General features: G+C 38.0%; 16 protein-coding genes and 1 tRNA gene. 8 read left to right on the top strand and 9 right to left on the bottom strand.

Annotation, left to right across the window (positions count from 1 at the left end; all coding sequences use genetic code 11):
• The first annotated feature begins 444 nt into the window (after window positions 1–444).
• The 5 genes from IGI49_RS01735 (at window position 445) to IGI49_RS01715 (ending at window position 2,247) form a co-directional block, all read left to right on the top strand.
• Complete coding sequence (locus IGI49_RS01735) at window positions 445–657, top strand: hypothetical protein (protein ID WP_429964952.1); 213 nt, start codon at window positions 445–447, stop codon at window positions 655–657.
• A 2-nt stretch (window positions 658–659) separates the two neighbouring features.
• Window positions 660–902 (top strand): DUF2922 domain-containing protein, encoded by a 243-nt coding sequence (locus IGI49_RS01730; protein WP_207702263.1) that lies wholly within the window; start codon window positions 660–662, stop codon window positions 900–902.
• Window positions 903–1,034: 132 nt separating this feature from the next.
• On the top strand, window positions 1,035–1,424 hold the full coding sequence (locus IGI49_RS01725; protein ID WP_207702262.1) for a hypothetical protein: 390 nt from the start codon (window positions 1,035–1,037) through the stop codon (window positions 1,422–1,424).
• Window positions 1,425–1,479: 55 nt separating this feature from the next.
• Window positions 1,480–2,073, top strand: coding sequence for a DUF2922 family protein (locus IGI49_RS01720; protein ID WP_207702261.1), 594 nt, complete (start codon window positions 1,480–1,482; stop codon window positions 2,071–2,073).
• 81 nt (window positions 2,074–2,154) lie between these two features.
• Window positions 2,155–2,247 (top strand): type I toxin-antitoxin system Fst family toxin, encoded by a 93-nt coding sequence (locus IGI49_RS01715; protein ID WP_242704318.1) that lies wholly within the window; start codon window positions 2,155–2,157, stop codon window positions 2,245–2,247.
• Between the two features lie 262 nt (window positions 2,248–2,509).
• On the opposite strand, the gene IGI49_RS01710 is transcribed toward IGI49_RS01715, so the two are convergent.
• From IGI49_RS01710 to IGI49_RS01685, 6 genes are all read right to left on the bottom strand, one after another.
• Window positions 2,510–3,067: an STM3941 family protein gene (locus IGI49_RS01710; RefSeq protein WP_207702260.1), complete on the bottom strand. Its 558-nt coding sequence runs from the start codon at window positions 3,065–3,067 to the stop codon at window positions 2,510–2,512.
• Window positions 3,068–3,375: 308 nt separating this feature from the next.
• Complete coding sequence (locus IGI49_RS01705) at window positions 3,376–4,155, bottom strand: sigma factor-like helix-turn-helix DNA-binding protein (protein ID WP_207702259.1); 780 nt, start codon at window positions 4,153–4,155, stop codon at window positions 3,376–3,378.
• 286 nt (window positions 4,156–4,441) lie between these two features.
• Window positions 4,442–4,519 (bottom strand): helix-turn-helix domain-containing protein, encoded by a 78-nt coding sequence (locus IGI49_RS01700; RefSeq protein ID WP_242704375.1) that lies wholly within the window; start codon window positions 4,517–4,519, stop codon window positions 4,442–4,444.
• 459 nt (window positions 4,520–4,978) lie between these two features.
• Entirely contained in the window at window positions 4,979–5,986 is a 1,008-nt protein-coding gene (locus tag IGI49_RS01695; protein ID WP_207702258.1) for a DarT ssDNA thymidine ADP-ribosyltransferase family protein, read from the bottom strand.
• Complete coding sequence (locus tag IGI49_RS01690; protein WP_207702257.1) at window positions 5,973–6,905, bottom strand: macro domain-containing protein; 933 nt, start codon at window positions 6,903–6,905, stop codon at window positions 5,973–5,975. The genes IGI49_RS01695 and IGI49_RS01690 overlap by 14 nt, the downstream gene beginning before the upstream one ends.
• A gap of 285 nt (window positions 6,906–7,190) precedes the next feature.
• Window positions 7,191–7,261, bottom strand: a tRNA-Gly gene (locus IGI49_RS01685).
• A 199-nt stretch (window positions 7,262–7,460) separates the two neighbouring features.
• On the opposite strand from IGI49_RS01685, the gene IGI49_RS01680 reads away from it, so the two are divergent.
• Complete coding sequence (locus tag IGI49_RS01680) at window positions 7,461–7,718, top strand: thioredoxin family protein (RefSeq protein ID WP_347298907.1); 258 nt, start codon at window positions 7,461–7,463, stop codon at window positions 7,716–7,718.
• 192 nt (window positions 7,719–7,910) lie between these two features.
• Here the strand turns inward: IGI49_RS01680 and IGI49_RS01675 are convergent, their stop codons facing one another.
• The gene (locus tag IGI49_RS01675; RefSeq protein ID WP_207702256.1) at window positions 7,911–9,176 is read right to left on the bottom strand and encodes a DUF4352 domain-containing protein; all 1,266 of its coding nucleotides are present in this window, start codon (window positions 9,174–9,176) and stop codon (window positions 7,911–7,913) included.
• Window positions 9,177–9,965: 789 nt separating this feature from the next.
• On the bottom strand, window positions 9,966–10,607 hold the full coding sequence (locus IGI49_RS01670; protein WP_207702255.1) for a redox-sensing transcriptional repressor Rex: 642 nt from the start codon (window positions 10,605–10,607) through the stop codon (window positions 9,966–9,968).
• Window positions 10,608–10,805: 198 nt separating this feature from the next.
• Between IGI49_RS01670 and IGI49_RS01665 the strand changes: the two genes are divergently transcribed.
• Together IGI49_RS01665 and IGI49_RS01660 are read left to right on the top strand one after the other, a co-directional pair.
• Window positions 10,806–12,740, top strand: coding sequence for an ABC-F family ATP-binding cassette domain-containing protein (locus tag IGI49_RS01665; protein ID WP_207702254.1), 1,935 nt, complete (start codon window positions 10,806–10,808; stop codon window positions 12,738–12,740).
• A gap of 56 nt (window positions 12,741–12,796) precedes the next feature.
• Window positions 12,797–13,459, top strand: coding sequence for a C39 family peptidase (locus tag IGI49_RS01660; protein WP_207702253.1), 663 nt, complete (start codon window positions 12,797–12,799; stop codon window positions 13,457–13,459).
• Between the two features lie 228 nt (window positions 13,460–13,687).
• Here IGI49_RS01660 and IGI49_RS01655 read toward each other — a convergent pair whose 3' ends face one another.
• Window positions 13,688–15,643, bottom strand: coding sequence for a heavy metal translocating P-type ATPase (locus IGI49_RS01655; RefSeq protein ID WP_207702252.1), 1,956 nt, complete (start codon window positions 15,641–15,643; stop codon window positions 13,688–13,690).
• Between the last annotated feature and the right edge of the window lie 299 nt (window positions 15,644–15,942).

Here is a 15,942-nt window from a genome sequence, read left to right as displayed (position 1 = left end):
TTTTACCTAATCAACGATCGATATAAATAACAATTAAAAGAAGTTCGTTCCACCTAAGTTCAGGTGGAGCGGGCTTCTTTTTTGGGTCTTTTTGTCCTTCCTTCTGTTCTTTTTTGGCTAGCAGAAAATAAATCTCGAATTAGCTTTTTGACAAGAATACTGTTATAGCAGTCTTTATCGCCATTTCCAATCAAAAAATTCTCAAATAAGTTAAAAAAATTTTTTATACGTTATACACAGGTTTTTGGGTCTTTTTCGCTTCTCAAAAAAATAGAATCCTTTATTATCAACCTTTCTATTTTTCAAATCGGCGTATAACTCACTTTTTTTGTCTATAACTGCTCTAGCTTTTTTTTGAAAAATTCTATATCTTTTAGTCACCGGCCGGAACAAAAACAAAATAACGACAAACAAACCTTTACAGAAAACGGAGGAATCGGAACGATTCAAAAACTGGGTACCAAATTACAAGTACAAATCGAACAAGCAGGCGAAGACAAACAGAAAAAAGTGAATTTCTCAAACGTAATTGATAATCCACCTGAAGCAGATGTAGTCAAATTAGGAGAGATCATGGCAGAACTATCCCAGCAAGGTAGTTCATTGGATAGTGTGATCCTGACTGTGCAATCTCGAATTACCAAGGAGGTTGAATAAGTATGAAACGAGTCGTTAAATTAGTTTCCATCTTTAGAAATGGCGCAGGCAAAAACCAAACTTGGAGTATGACCAATCCTGATACAACCAAGACGCCGACACAAATCAAAGTATTATTGGAACAATTGACTAAATTGAATCTTTTCCAGAAGGATGGCATTCGTCAATATGAAACTGTCGTAAGTGCGAAATATGTAGAAACAATTGAAACAACGATATTTGAAGAAGTTCCTGTCACACGTTAATTACTGTTGAGAAGCCGCGGCAGACGTGCCGCCCTTTTCTTATCTTGTTCACTCAAGCTAGGGTTTCGAGGAATCTGGCTTGAGTGATACGTGTCAATTTATTTACTAATGAAAAGAAAGTGGGAATATATTATGCTAGAGCAGCCCTTCACTCACCAACAATTATTTAACCTCAAACGCGAGACAATCGAGGAAAAAGTCATGGAATACTATCAAGAAACTCAGAATGGCACGATGACCATTAAATTATTACTTGCTTTGCGTGTCCGATATCAGCTTGGTGCGAAGGAGTTCGCTCTGGTATTGCAAGATTTAGTTCATTACTTATTTAAGAACACGAAAGCAACCAAAACGATGAAGCGATTTTTCTGGTACTTTGCGGATTACTTTGAAACCAGTGAATTACGAATTTTAGCCTTGAAGCTCGACCCTATTCGTAATTTTTTTGAAGCCACTAAGTCTCTTATCAAGTCACAGCTAGCCAAGATTTTCCAAATCGAAACTGACACTGAAGCCACCTGATAAAAAATAATTATTGTTTGTCACCTACGCAAATAGACTATGAAAGGAGCAGAAAATGATCAAACTAGTTTCCACCTTCCTTAACAGTGAAGGCAAGAGGCATAACTTTACTTTTAAAGATCCAGACACTACTAAGAGTCCCGAAGAAATCAAGGAGTCCTTGGAGCTTTTGAGCAGCTTAGCCCTGTTTGAAAAAGACGGTGTTGGTTTGTTCCAACAAGTGGTTAAAGCGAAATATGTAGAAACGATTGAACGTCCGATTTTTGAAGGCGATGAGTTATTTGGTGATCCTCAAACAGAGGAAAAACCGGAAGTGATTGAAGAAAATGGTAATGCGGAACAATTAATGGCGCTTCGCTGCACTTGGCAGGAAAAGCCTCAGGTTCCTGCAGTAACCTTGGAATCACCCATCAGAAGTGAGGTGCATGACACGCTGCGTTCTGTAGCTAATACCTCTACGGACAGTGAAGGTATCCCAAGCAATTCTCCTTCTAATGAAATAAATACTGGACTAAATACGAAAGAAGCTCCTCCTTCTGCTGGCAGCCCATATGATGTCGTCAAGGAATTAGTAAGTCGAAGAAGACGGAGGAAAGCTAAGGAAAAGGAACGGCGGAAACGACAGCTTCCTCCTGAATCTCCCTCTTGATCGTTTGATCATTTACCAGCGTAGGTAAGACAAGATCCCATGTCTGGATCATGGGTATGCGCTTGAGAGGAGGTGATGCATTTGCAATCTCTCGTGCAGTACATCTTAGCCCCGATTTTTGTCGGATTGGTTATCGCTTTGGTTAACCATTGGCTAGATGATCATGATCCATGACAAATTGAAAACTACTGACACTTGCGAATCGGGCCCATTCGCAGGTTGTCTCGTTTTTCACTACGGTGCTTTGCCCTTTGACAATTACATATTTTCTTTTGTGCTGGAACTCTATTTATAAGGGAAACATTCGCAACTTTACTTACTTCATTCCGATTCCTTTAGCAGGAAGACTGGAATTTTATATATAGAAAAAGGCCAAGCTTCTTTTACAGAAAGAGCTTGACTGCTTCATTTGATATTGTTTAACTATTTATAAGAGCTAATTTGATGATACTTGGTTAGTTTCTGCGAATTCTCCGGCTGGCGAAGGATCTAAATAGCGATTCATTCTGCTCAACAGATCATCATTGGTGCAATTCTTTGCACTTTGCAGATTCACATTGATTTCGCCAAAGCCCATAGCAACATTGGCACTGATTGCTTTTTTCTGAAAAGTGGATAATTGAGATAAGATTGGATCTGGCTCCTTTAGATAAGCAGAAACAAAGGTCTGACCTGCCATACTTTTATTCTCAATCTTTTCGATGCCGCTCCAAGGAATTAGACGATCCTTTGTTGCAAGGGCACTACTATAATCGTAGAAACCTTCACTGGTTAAAACAACCAGCTTCTTGCCTACAAAAACTTGTTTCAAAATAAATATCTCACAGGCACCAAAGAATAATCCGCCGATTAGACCAATCCCGATCATTAGATACTGTGTTTCCACTACTCCAGCAAGTAAAACAAATAGGCAGACTATCACCATTAACAATCCTAAAAAGGATAACCCGATTTGTTTGATTTTGCTTTGATAAACAATGTACTCTTCTTTCATACACATACCTCCATGTAGAAGTATACCAGAAGCTTTTACTCAAGTGGATAGAGTATTTAAATTGTTTAAATGCTTAGTTATAACTATATCAAGGTGTCAGTCTGCTAATTCTTTTTATATGCTGTTCATTTGGTTAGTTCACGTACTCTTGAAAAAATAGTGCGGGTAAGTTCTTATTCTGCTATGTACTTGACCAATTAAGCCAAAATAATACTTTTCCGCTGGTGTTCATTTTTAATCATCAAGAGTATCCCTGCGCTATAATCCCAATTTAGGAAGATAATATACTGCGTTTTCCGAACCAGAAACTACTCTCCGTAAAAGTAACGAGAACTACTCCCTTCTCCAAAAAGAAACATTCTTCTGAGCCTTTCTGCTTCTTCGCTAACTGTCTTTGAAGGGAATTCCTGTTTCTGAGCGGGCGTTATCTGATTCAGCATAGATTTTCGGTTAATGTTTACTTTTGGCTGATTCTTTTTAGCGCTCTCGATTATTTGTCTTACTCGCTCACTGCTTTTACCTAGTTCTTTCGCAATCTCTTTAAAAGATTTGCCTGCTCTGCGCATTATGACAGCTTTCTTGTGTTCATCACTTAAGTCTTCTAGATTAACAGCAGCTAAATCACTTATAATTTTATTCAATTTCTTTTGTTTGTTTCTTAAAATTTTTTGTTCTCTTTGCTGCTTCATTCTGCAGGCAATACAGCTGTTCCTATTGTTCATGGTCTCGCCACAGGCAGAGCACTTAACTCGTCTTTGCTTCAGGTCTTCCATTTTTCTTTTTCGCGAAAGGCTGCCATCATCCCACATTAAGTTTTCGACTTTAAAGTCTTGTGGATTCCCATTTTTGAATAGTACAAATTTCTTTTGTTCAGGATTCGGAAGAAAGGCTTCAGCCATCAATCGATGAACGTATAAACAACCTGTCTTGCCTTCTTTTGTCTTGTTACTGACTACTGGATATTTCTTGTTTCCAGACTTGAAATAGCGAATAAAAGGTACCACTTTAGTTCCGTCCTGCTTTATTTTGAGGATTGTTCCATCCTCATGTACTTCAAAGTTTCCATCGCCTACTATCGCACGTCTCATGTCTCCACTCATTTCTTCAATAATTTAGCTTTTATTTAATTGCACCTGTCATGCGGCTACGAAGTATCTATCCAAATGCACTTTCAGTTATACGTACACCACACGCACAATTTATTTTTGCCTATAATATGCTCATCCCTTTAAATAAGAAAATTAAGATTCGAGAATTCGATCCACAATGAATTATACTAAAATATTTCATTTAATAAAACTAAATACTGAAATTTTATTACGATTCTCAATAGAGAAATTGAGTTAGCTATAATTGGAAGATTTTTTTTACTTGTTAAACTTGTTGATTAAAGAAGACGACTTGTTCTTCTGTTGGATAGATGCGGTACTTGTATGCTTTTAGTTGTTCCATAAGGTCAACCCCCTCGTCAGTTTTGAAGACACGAACATTTGTTCTTCGGATGATTATATCATGCGGAAAATAGCGTAGCAATAGCTTTTTTTCATTTTTTAGTTGCACCGTCCCCCTAAAAAAAACGGCATTCATCACCCACCTATAGAGGATGGGCGACTTCTGCCTGAAATTCTGTTAAATCAGAAGACTATTTGAAGTACTATGTAATAAAAAACTTTTTAATATACTCATTTGGAGAAGTGTATGGATTTGATAAAATATGATGCAGTTTAAGGAAATAGAAAAAAGACCAGCATTCATTAGAAATGCTGGACTAAAATGATCTTCTTATAAGAATCGAACTCGCGACGGAAGCTTCTATATTTCATATAGACCGTAGTAGCATCGTATTTTAAACGATTTTACATAGAGGTTGGGGCTCTCACTGAATTGACTCCTCGAATAAACAATAATTCTTTAGAAGGGTAAATCCGTGCTAACTGCATCATATCTATTTTGATAAATTTTAATGTCATCTAAATAAACATTTACTTCATAATGTTGCAAGTTTTCCTTAGATAAATCAATAATAGGCATATCTGTGAGTTTTATTCTTTTTGGTCCCCAAAAATAACCACCCTTTTCAGAATCAAAAATTTCCATTCTTACTTCAAATTCAGGATCGCTATTTCCAGGATTGAATTTTAAAGTAATGCTTTTTGAATCAATCGTGCTGTCTATGAGATATGCTCGAGATCCATAGAAATAATTTTTCTTATTATCCACTAAAATTATATCTTCATATAGGATTCTGATTTCAGGATCGAGCATCGCTAATAGAAACTCTTTCTCAGGTAGACTTCTTACATAGATATACTTCAATTTATCAATAGTAAACTCATCTTTTACAACTAGTTCAGCTTGTCGATGAGATATTATTGCCGATTTTTTGGGATTATTGTACAAAGATCGATTATGGAGTATCAAATCAAAAGGTAATTGTTTAAATTCTGCTACGCTATTATACAATTCAACATTATAGCGTTTGGCTAAAGTTTCTCGACTAAAATAAACTTCTTTCAACCCTAAAATTTCCCATGAATTAAATAAAAAAAACACTGGTACTGGACAATGAGCTTTGAAATCTGAATTTTCAATTTCTGTTTTGCTCATAATCCCCTCATTCCTATATTGAGTAGGAGTCTTAGGCCTAAAATAGAATCTGACATAGTCCTTTACATAAAAACCAGTTCCTGAAATTACACTTTCTGATGCATTATCATTTAACATCAAATTCAGTTCTTTAGCTTTATTTCTAGATAAAATTTTGCCAGTATTAAGAATCGAAGCAGCATTTCTTATATCAGTAAAATGGTAAACATATTCAGCATAGGCTCTTTCTTTCTCACTCAAGTCCTGTGAATCATTGCTCCATATTAAAGTATTTATCGCATCATAAAACTCCTGTTCCCTAGTGAAGTTCATTATTTACCAACTCCTCTTGGAGAGAATTAGAAGCTAATTCTATTCTATTATGAGTCAATAGTCTTTCAAGATAATTAGAATTTTCTTCTTTTGTATAAATAACGGAAACATACGGAAGTAAATCAAGAATTGCAATTACTTCTCTTGACATATTTTCTCGCTCTTCAGATATCTCACCCTCTAAAACAAATCCATTATCTCTTAATAAACTCCAAATATTGAAAAGTTCCTCAAAATAGATTGCATGATAGTTTTCAGAGTTTGAATAGCGTAAGACTATAGCTACTGAGTCACTTTCATCTGTGTTTAACAGAATAGATAATTCGACTTTTTCATCATTCAAGAATATGTTGTTAATTTCAAAATTTATGATTCGCTCTAGATCTTCTTGAACTTCAGCAAAGCTTAAAAGTTTAGGATTACTATTCAACCATTCTTTTATTTTCTTCTGATCTTCATACTCCGGTTTATTACTTTTATTACTATACAAATGAATAAAAACATCTATGGGCAAGTCTTCCAAATATTTCTCCATCAAGGGTTTTACTTGCTGTTCCCAGTTCAACCCTCCGTTCCCAACTCCAAGCTGTGGGAAAGAGATTGATTTGATTCCCTTTTCTTTATAGGTATCAACAAATTTTTTTAAACCAGATTCTATATATTCCAACCTTGATGGATTTCTCCAGTGTTTCTTTGTAGGAAAATTTAATACCCATTTATTTGGTGTTTTGTACAACCACAACTTTCCAACTTCTAATGCACCGATTTCACAATAGCGTTGATATTCTTTAAACATTTCAGGATAGTATTTTTTAAAGTCTTTGGCTATCCCTTTGCCCATTACACCAACTGTATTTACCGTATTCACAATAACCTGAGCAGGACTTTCAAAAATATTTTGTTCAACATAGCGTATCATTGAATTCCCCTCCTTTGAATTAATCTTTAAGATTTCTATTATGTGATCTATAGAAAGTACGGTCTACCGTGATAGTAGTATATCAGAAAAAACTATAGTATCACTAAAAATCCGAATAATATTTTAGCGAAATCTTAAGTTGCTCTATATTCTAATATACGCAAAACAAAAAAATTTTACTTGCAAATATAAAAATTCTGAAGATGTTTAGATTTTTACTAAATGTACATTAAAAAAGACCAGCATCCATTACAAATAAGCTGGTCTAAAACTCTAATCTGACTAAGCGGGTGACGAGAATCGAACTCGCGACGGAAGCTTGGGAAGCTTCTGTTTTACCACTAAACTACACCCGCGTAACACTAAGAAGTATAACGCTGATTATTTAATCAAGCAAGTAAAACTATTACTGGAAACAGAACCGTTGACTTATCAGTGATTTTTTCTTACCTTTGAATAAAAGAGGTGATTGACATGGACACTCTTAAAACAGTTCTCAAAGCAATTGAAATGGAAACCAATGCCGTGGTATTCATCTCTACTAAAGATTGAGGAATCTGTCGGGTAGACGAACCTCGCGTGCGAGGAACTGCAGAGAAATACCAAATTCCATATTACCATTTAGATCTTACAGAAGAGCCTGAATTAGCGAGTTACTTTGAGGTATTGACTGTACCAGCGGTTATTGTTTATCACCATGGACAAGAGGCACTGCGGCAGGCACGCTTCATTGGGCATCGCCAGATTAAGGAGCTACTGGAAAAATTACCGTTGGATGATGGTCCGACTGATTATGATCGGATTTTTGATTAACACGCTGCGGCGTGTTTTTTCTTGAAGGACTCTCAATTAGCGATAATTATTTAACTAAGTGAATCCGGTCATTTATAAAATTCTTCTCTTTTTCAGTTCAGAGAGGAGCGAATGCAAAAAAAATAAGCAAGTCAAAAGACTCACTTATTTCAGACTGAAGAATCAGCAAACCTCATTTAGACGAAATGATGATTATTGATTAGAAAATTCAAACGATAAATCTCCAATAGTAGTTAGGCGCTTAAACTCACTATTATAAATACTAACATCCAACAGATAGTCTTGATCCTTATAAAGCTTATCGTAAGAGTCTTTATCAAGTACAAAAACTAAATACTTAGTTGCAGTACTCCCCTTTTCAACATTGCCTGCGTCCGCATCAACTTCCAACATATTTTCACTCATCATTTTGACACTATCCCCTATTGTCAGTGTAGCAGAGGTCCCGTCAACATTTAATGATTCGTCTCCCTCATTTTGCACATTGACTTTAACTGTCATAAGGACAACGCCAGATTCAAACTTACTAAATCTTGACGCTTGATCTTCATTTGGCACAAATGAAGAAATTTGATAGCCTTCTGCAGTAACATTTACATCTTCAAACTTTTCTGTTTGATTTAGTTCCTTTTCAACAAGCATCGTTTTTGTTCCCATATTGTCCTTCGTTGCCTTATCTTCATAGAACTTAGAGCTTTCATTCTTCGTTACTTCACCATCACCAGACAAAGCGATGATCTCTTTTTTAGGTTCGACAATCGCATCATCCTTACTAAAGCTATCCGCTTGGTTATAGAGTCCTGAGAGCTCAAACTCTGCTGTGCCAGCTGCTGCGATTTTTTCCATTGCAGCAGGTTTGATTGCTAAAGCCACATATCCTGAAAGTTCTTCATTCGGCTTAATTTCATTTTTCTTTTCAACCAGTTCACTAACTAAATCGTCTTCCAAAAGACTTTTATTGCGACTCACTGCAGCATCGTAACCAACAACATTCATTGTGAAACCTGGACCGGCAAAAATACTTTTATCACTCGTATTTTTGTAAGTGGCTGAAACTAAAAGTATGCCTCCTTCTTTGTTTTGGTCACCAAAAGGAATCCGTAAATCCCGAGAAAAATTTTCTGCCTTGATATATTGATAGCCATTTATAGTAAAACTGGCTTGATCGTTCCCATTGACAATAGGCTCAGTATTTTCGAAAATTGTCGTCAGCTTTTCAGCCTCCATATTTTCTTTCAATAACTCATGTGCTGCATCCCAGTCAATTTTACTTGCCTTATTTTTTTCTTCTTTTTTACTACTGCTAGTTTTAGTGGTGCTTTTACTGTCTTCCAGTGTAGAACTGCTAGCAGACTCTTTTGCTTTACTCGTTTCAGTAGTTCCCGTTTCTTGTTTACTGCAGCCACTGATTCCCAATAAAGCAGTTGCTGCCAAAGAAATTATTAACTTTCTTTTCATCTTACTCCTTCTTTCCATTAAAACATTTTATTAACACGCCCCATTATACCAAATTTTGTTTGTTAAAAACTACTCCTTTTTAATAATCAAAATCAAAAGTGGATTTTTTTGTTCTTGAAGTGCTCGTCCAACCCCTTGATAGGCAGAATCAACAAACCATTCACTCCTTGAATTAAGGATTGTGGTCGTGCGTTCTAACTATCGCTCTTCAGATAGTTTTAAAGCTTTGATTGGTGAACGCTTGGCGCGAGGCAATTGATAGTTTTCATGAGGATTATTTTGCAGCAGCCTGTATTTTACTACTTCTTTTAACTATTGATTTACCAAACGAAAAAGGATTTGAATTGTACTAGTAACTAAGTAGTTGAAGTTAGAAAAAACTATGCCTAGTATATTAATTAATGATTTGAGCAATCAAATCGTCAGAAAAATAGAACAAAACAAAAACCGTTAAGCCTTATATTCTGCTTAACAGTTTTTCTATGCGACTTTTTATGATCATGGTGTTCTCATTAGTTTTAGGTGTTCTGTATCGATTTTTAAACAAGGCATTTGACTATACCGTCACCACGGACAGTAGACGCGGTTTATTGAGCATCACCAGATCAAAGACCATACTTCAACTGATTCTGATCGAATTCTTGATTAATGCGCTCCAACATTTTTTCTTAAAGGATTCTCAATTAGCAACATTTATTAAGCTAATTGATTCATAAAGTTTGTGAAACTGTTCCTTTTAGACAGCTCAGAGGTACACGAAAGCAAAGAAAAATAAGCAAGTCAGCAGACTTACTTATTATCCTCGTAATTATGATGTAAGAAATAAATCAAGGTTTGCAGCTCGTTGGTTAAATCAACACTTTGAATAATGACATTATCAGGTGCAGACAAACGGGCAGCGGTGAAGTTCAAAATGCCTTTAATTCCAGCATCTACTAATTTATCCACTACCGGTTGTGCTTCCTGTGCCGGAATAGTTAAAATAGCAATTTCAATATGCTGCAATTTGATTTGTTCTACCATACTATCCATTGGATAAACTGGAATTCCATCTACGATGCGACCGACAATATCTTCTTTGATATCAAAGGCACAGCTGACACGAATACTATTGCTTTGGTGGAATTTGAATTTCAACAAAGCACTTCCTAAATTACCGACTCCGACTAATGCAACATTTGTTAATTGATCGTCGTTAAGGATTCTTCCGAAGAAGTGCATTAGATCTTCCACATCGTATCCATACCCACGTTTCCCTAATTCTCCAAAATATGAAAAGTCGCGGCGAATAGTTGCGCTATCGACTTGAATTGCTTCACTTAATTCTGTTGAGGAAACCTTCGTTTTTCCAGCAGTATTTAGAATACGCAGATAACGATAGTATAAGGGCAATCGTTTAACCGTCGCTTTTGGTATTGCTTGTTCTTTCACAATATCTCCCCTTTACATTAAACTTATTACTCTTTCCAGACCCTATCATATCAATAATTCATAAGTAATTGCAACGTCTCTGCTCAAATAATTGTGAAATAATCACGAATCTTTAAGAAAGGGGCTGCAAGCCTCACCAGAACGGTAAAAATATGGTAGACTAAAAGCACTCGAAGAATAAAAAATAAGGAAGATTTTATGCTATTATTACAAGCTAATCAAATCGCTCGCTATTTTGGTGCTGAGACGTTATTTGAAAATATTCACCTGGAGATTGATAGCCGCGCCCGCATTGGTTTAGTCGGACGTAACGGTGCTGGAAAATCAACATTATTGAAAATTATTGCCGGAATTGATTCACCTGACGCTGGCCAAATTACCAAAAATAAGCAGGCTACTTTAGGCTACCTGGCACAGGATACCGGCCTAGCCTCTTGTGAAACTGTTTGGAATGAAATGTTAAAAGCCTTTGACTCGGTCATTGCGATGGAAAATCGGATGCGGGAAGTAGAAAAGGCCATCAGCCAAGCTAGTGAATCGGACAACAACTACGATTCTTTAATGAAAGAATACGATCAGCTGCAGCATGACTTTAACGATTCTAACGGCTATGGCTACGAAAATGAGATTCGCAGCGTTCTTCACGGATTTAAATTTGATGAGAGCTTTTACGATAAGCCGATTGATACGTTATCCGGGGGTCAAAAAACCCGTCTTGCCTTGGCTCGGATGTTGCTGGTTCGACCAGACATTTTGATTCTGGATGAGCCCACCAACCACTTAGACATTGAGACCTTGGCATGGCTGGAAGATTATTTGCAGGGCTATACTGGTGCATTATTAATCGTTTCTCATGACCGATATTTCTTAGATCGAGTGGTTAACGAGACTTACGAGATTTCTCGCAGAAAGATGACCTATTACAAGGGAAACTACTCCCATTACCTTGATCAGAAGGCAGCTCAGTTGGCGAGCGACTGGAAGGCTTATGAAAAACAACAAGCTGAGATTGATAAGCTAGAAGATTTCGTGGCACGCAACTTGGTACGGGCCTCTACCACTAAACGGGCGCAAAGCCGTCGGAAAACCTTAGAAAAAATGGATCGTTTGGATCGTCCGGATGGCAAGGAAAAATCTGCACGCTTTATGTTTGCGATTGAGAAAGCTTCAGGTAATGTGGTTTTACAGTTGGAGGATGCTGCCATCGGTTATGATACTGCTCTTTCTGAGCCAGTGAATTTAGATGTTCGCCGCCAAGATGCCATTGCACTAGTTGGACCAAATGGAATCGGTAAGTCTACCTTGTTGAAATCCCTAATTGGTCAAATTCCTTTTATTAAAGGTGAAGCTCATTTTGGAACCAATGTCTCTATCGGTTATTATGACCAGACCCAGGCAGAGCTGAGTGGGAATAAAACCATTTTGGCTGAGCTATGGGATGAACATCCAACCACACCGGAGAAAGATATTCGTACCGTGTTAGGTGGTTTCTTGTTCAGTGGTGAGGATGTTGAAAAGACAATTCCTTTGTTAAGTGGTGGCGAAAAAGCCCGCGTTGCTTTGGCCAAGCTGTCGATGGATCGAGAAAACTTTTTGATACTGGATGAGCCAACGAACCACCTGGACATTGATAACAAAGAAGTTTTAGAAAATGCCTTGATTGATTATGAAGGTACTCTGCTTTTTGTTTCCCATGACCGCTACTTTATTAACCGGATTGCCACCAAGGTCATCGAATTGTCGCCAGAAGGCAGCAAACTTTACTTGGGCGATTATGATTATTATTTGGAGAAGAAACGGGAAGAAGAGGAAATTGCTGAGCTGTTAGCAGAGGAAACTGCAGAAGCTGCTCCACCTCCTAAAAATAAATTTTATCAGGATAAAGAAACCCAGAAGCTGGTTCGCAGTCTCCGGCGAAAGGTTGAAGCTGTAGAGGAAAACTTAGCTGCTTTGGATACCACGATTGCTCAGCTGGAGCAAGCTATGGTACAGCCAGATATATTAAATGATCATGTTCGCCTAATGGAGCTGACCCAAGAATTGGAACAACACAAGGCTGTTCAGGAGGAACAGATGGCTGCCTGGGAGGAATTGAGTTTGGAGTTAGAGGAAATGGACGAAGCTACATCTTAAGTCGGATGACACCTTTGGCCTGTTAGGGTTTAATAGGGTTAACGGAGGTGTACCTCGTGAAGAAAAAGAAGAGTGTGCTCCCTGTCTTATTGGGGAGCTTTTTAATTATTGCCAGTGCCTGCATTTTCGCTATAAGAGTACTGAGCGAACCCACGACAACGGTTTCGCCTGCCTTTGCCGATGACGCCAATCGTCATTTGAGTGAACGAGGGCAGGATATGACTCTGATGCTGCAGACTGACCCACAGTGGGCGGCAACTCCATATGGCAGTGGATCGGACCGAAATGATCTAGCCACCAACGGCTGCGCGATTACCTCGTTAGCGATGGTCTTGTCCTATTACCAAAAACGTGTGGTGACTCCCACCGAAATTCTCAGCTGGTCGCAGGACCGCTACTATGTCAGCGGACAAGGAACAGCCTGGTCGATTTTTTCAGACTTTGCTGCAAACTTTCAGCTGTCTTATGAAGAACTAGGCTTGGATGCCGGGCGAATTCAACAGCGGCTGCAGCAAAATCAACCGGTTATCATTTCAGTTAATCCCGGTGAATTTACTGGTGTCGGTCATATTATGGTCATCAAAAAAGATGCCGCTAGTGATCAAATTATTGTCTTTGATCCTAACGACACACCTGAAAAGCACCACTATCAAAACAGCTATGAACTAGATTATATTTTGAGTCAGAGTGCCAATGCTTGGGCCTTTGCTCCGCTATAAGAAAGGTTTTTCAGACAGGACTAGCTTGAGGAGCCAAATAAAAAACCTCTCACATTTTTTGTGGGAGGTTTTTTGAAAGGGGAAAAAGATTTGATCTAGGGATATCTATACTATAGCCTGCAGTCATGAACAATTATTGACCATTCTCAGAGATTTTGTGAGATATTTTTAAAGAAAGTTTGAAGATGCGATCTTTTCTGATCCTTAACTGGTCAAGAATTTTGGCCTCTACAAATATTTCTTCGGTGTCCTCAACATTCTCAGTGCATTCAGAATAACCGCAATTGTACTTCCCTCATGCAGAATAACACCTATCGTGATATCCATTTTTCCTAAGAAATTTAAGGTCACTAGAAATAGAACAACAAACATAGAAAACAAAATATTCTGCCAAGTGATACGGGTCATTTTTTTGCTTAATTGATGCGCATAGACCAGCTTCGACAAATCATTTTTCATCAAGACCAGATCCGCCACGTCCATTGCCACATCGGTCCCATCTCCCATTGCAACACCGACGTCAGCGGTAACTAGTGCAGGAGCATCGTTAATTCCATCCCCTAACATTCCAGTTGAGCCGTATTTTTGCTGCTGCTCTTGCACGATGCTCGCTTTGTCTTCTGGCATTACGTTAGCAATAACCTCGTCCACACCAATTTGCTTCCCAACTGCTTCACCAGTTAATTTTGCATCACCGGTAATCATGGTAGTATGCAGTCCCGCTTCCTTAAAATAAGCGATAGCGTTTTTGGCATATTGGTTAGGAACATCCATCAAAGCGATAAACCCAATTACTTCTTCGTCCTTAGCGACAAAGACTACCGTTTTTCCTTCGGCTGATAATTCTTGTGCCTGCGTTTTGTAGACAAATGAAGCATTCGCAAAGGATGATGGTTTGCCGATTCGATAGCTGTGGTTGTGGTATTCAGCCGACAAACCACGTCCTACTTCATTTTCGATGGTTACTGCTACCTCTTGGCGATCAGTAAATTTGTTAATGATCGCTGCAGCCAAAGGATGATTGGATTGTTTTTCCATAGCTACAACTAAATCGATTATTTCGTCTTCATTCAAATCATTTGCAATAGCATAATCCGTGACAACAGGTTTGCCGTTAGTTAAGGTTCCAGTTTTATCAAAAGAAATGGCCTTCAGCTCTTGCAATTTGGAAAGGTATGCCCCACCTTTAACTAATACACCTTTTTTCGAAAGGTTCGAAATTGTCGCTAAAGTAGTCGGTACGGCACTGGCTGCTAATGCACAAGGTGACACTGAGATTAGGTATACCATGCTACGATAGAGACTCATCTGCCAAGTCCAGCCAAACACATACGGACCTGCCAACAGCACCAATGGAAAAAGAAGTAAAACAATCGTTACATACTTAGGTTCTAGACGTTGGATCAAAGTAGCTGTCTTGGTTAAACTCTTTTGTGATTGATTAACCATCTGCAAAATCTTCGCAAAAACCGTCTCTGAGCTATCCTTAGTTACTTCCATTGTAAAAGTTCCTGAACCATTCATCGTACTACCATAAACTTCGTCGCCAACAGTTTTCTCTTTAGGCATGCTTTCACCATTAATTGAAGCTTCATCGATCGCTGTGGTTCCGCTAAGAATAATTCCGTCAGTAGGCACTTGCGCCCCATTCAATACTTGCAGCGTATCCCCTATTTTTACTTGATCTACTGGAACTACTTTGGCAGAACCATCCGCATAAAGAATTCGAGCTTCCGTTGGGTTCATATTAAGTAGATTCGTAATTTCCCGTTTACTCTTACCATCTACGTATTCTTCCAAGAAATGAGCCCCAGCGAAAATAACAATCAGCATCGCTGCCTCCTCAAAATTCCCAATCGCGATGGCCCCAACTGTCGCCAATGCCATTAAGAAATGAACATTCGGCTGAAACTTTTTGGCAGCCGCTGAATTTCGAATAGTGTCCCCAACACCCTCTAAAATAATATGATAACCAGCGGTGACCACAGCAATCAAGAAAGCTATATTAGCAAATTGTTCATTGCTTCCTTCTAATACAAATCCTCCAATAAATGCAGCTACACCAACAAAAAACATAATAATGGCAAACTTCCCACCATGGCTGTGCTCATGTTCATGATTATGCTCGTGGTTGTGGTCATGATCTTTTTCATGATTGTGGTGGTTAATTGTGGCTTTATCCATTTTTAACACCCTTTCTGACATGCGTTTACATGAATAGTAATTCATATGTTAATCACATTATACATGAACAAACAATCATATGTCAACAGCTTCAATTGTTTTATTTCCGAAAAAATAGACGCGGTTACTTCGGGGTCTTCTGATTACTCTTTTAACAAAAAAGGTTGCTAATTTTCGCAGCAAAATAAGAAATAATTCAGCTATCTATTACTTTCCTCCTCGTCTTAGAGTAACTTGTCATTTCTTTCCATAATGAAGCGATTATTTTTTACAATTTGGTCTATCCATGAGATAATCCT

Source organism: Enterococcus sp. AZ071 (assembly GCF_050499065.1).
Lineage (GTDB): Bacteria > Bacillota > Bacilli > Lactobacillales > Enterococcaceae > Enterococcus_A > Enterococcus_A ferrettii.
The sequence above is the reverse complement of the archived record's forward strand: the minus strand, read 5'-3'. Positions and strand labels throughout refer to the sequence as shown.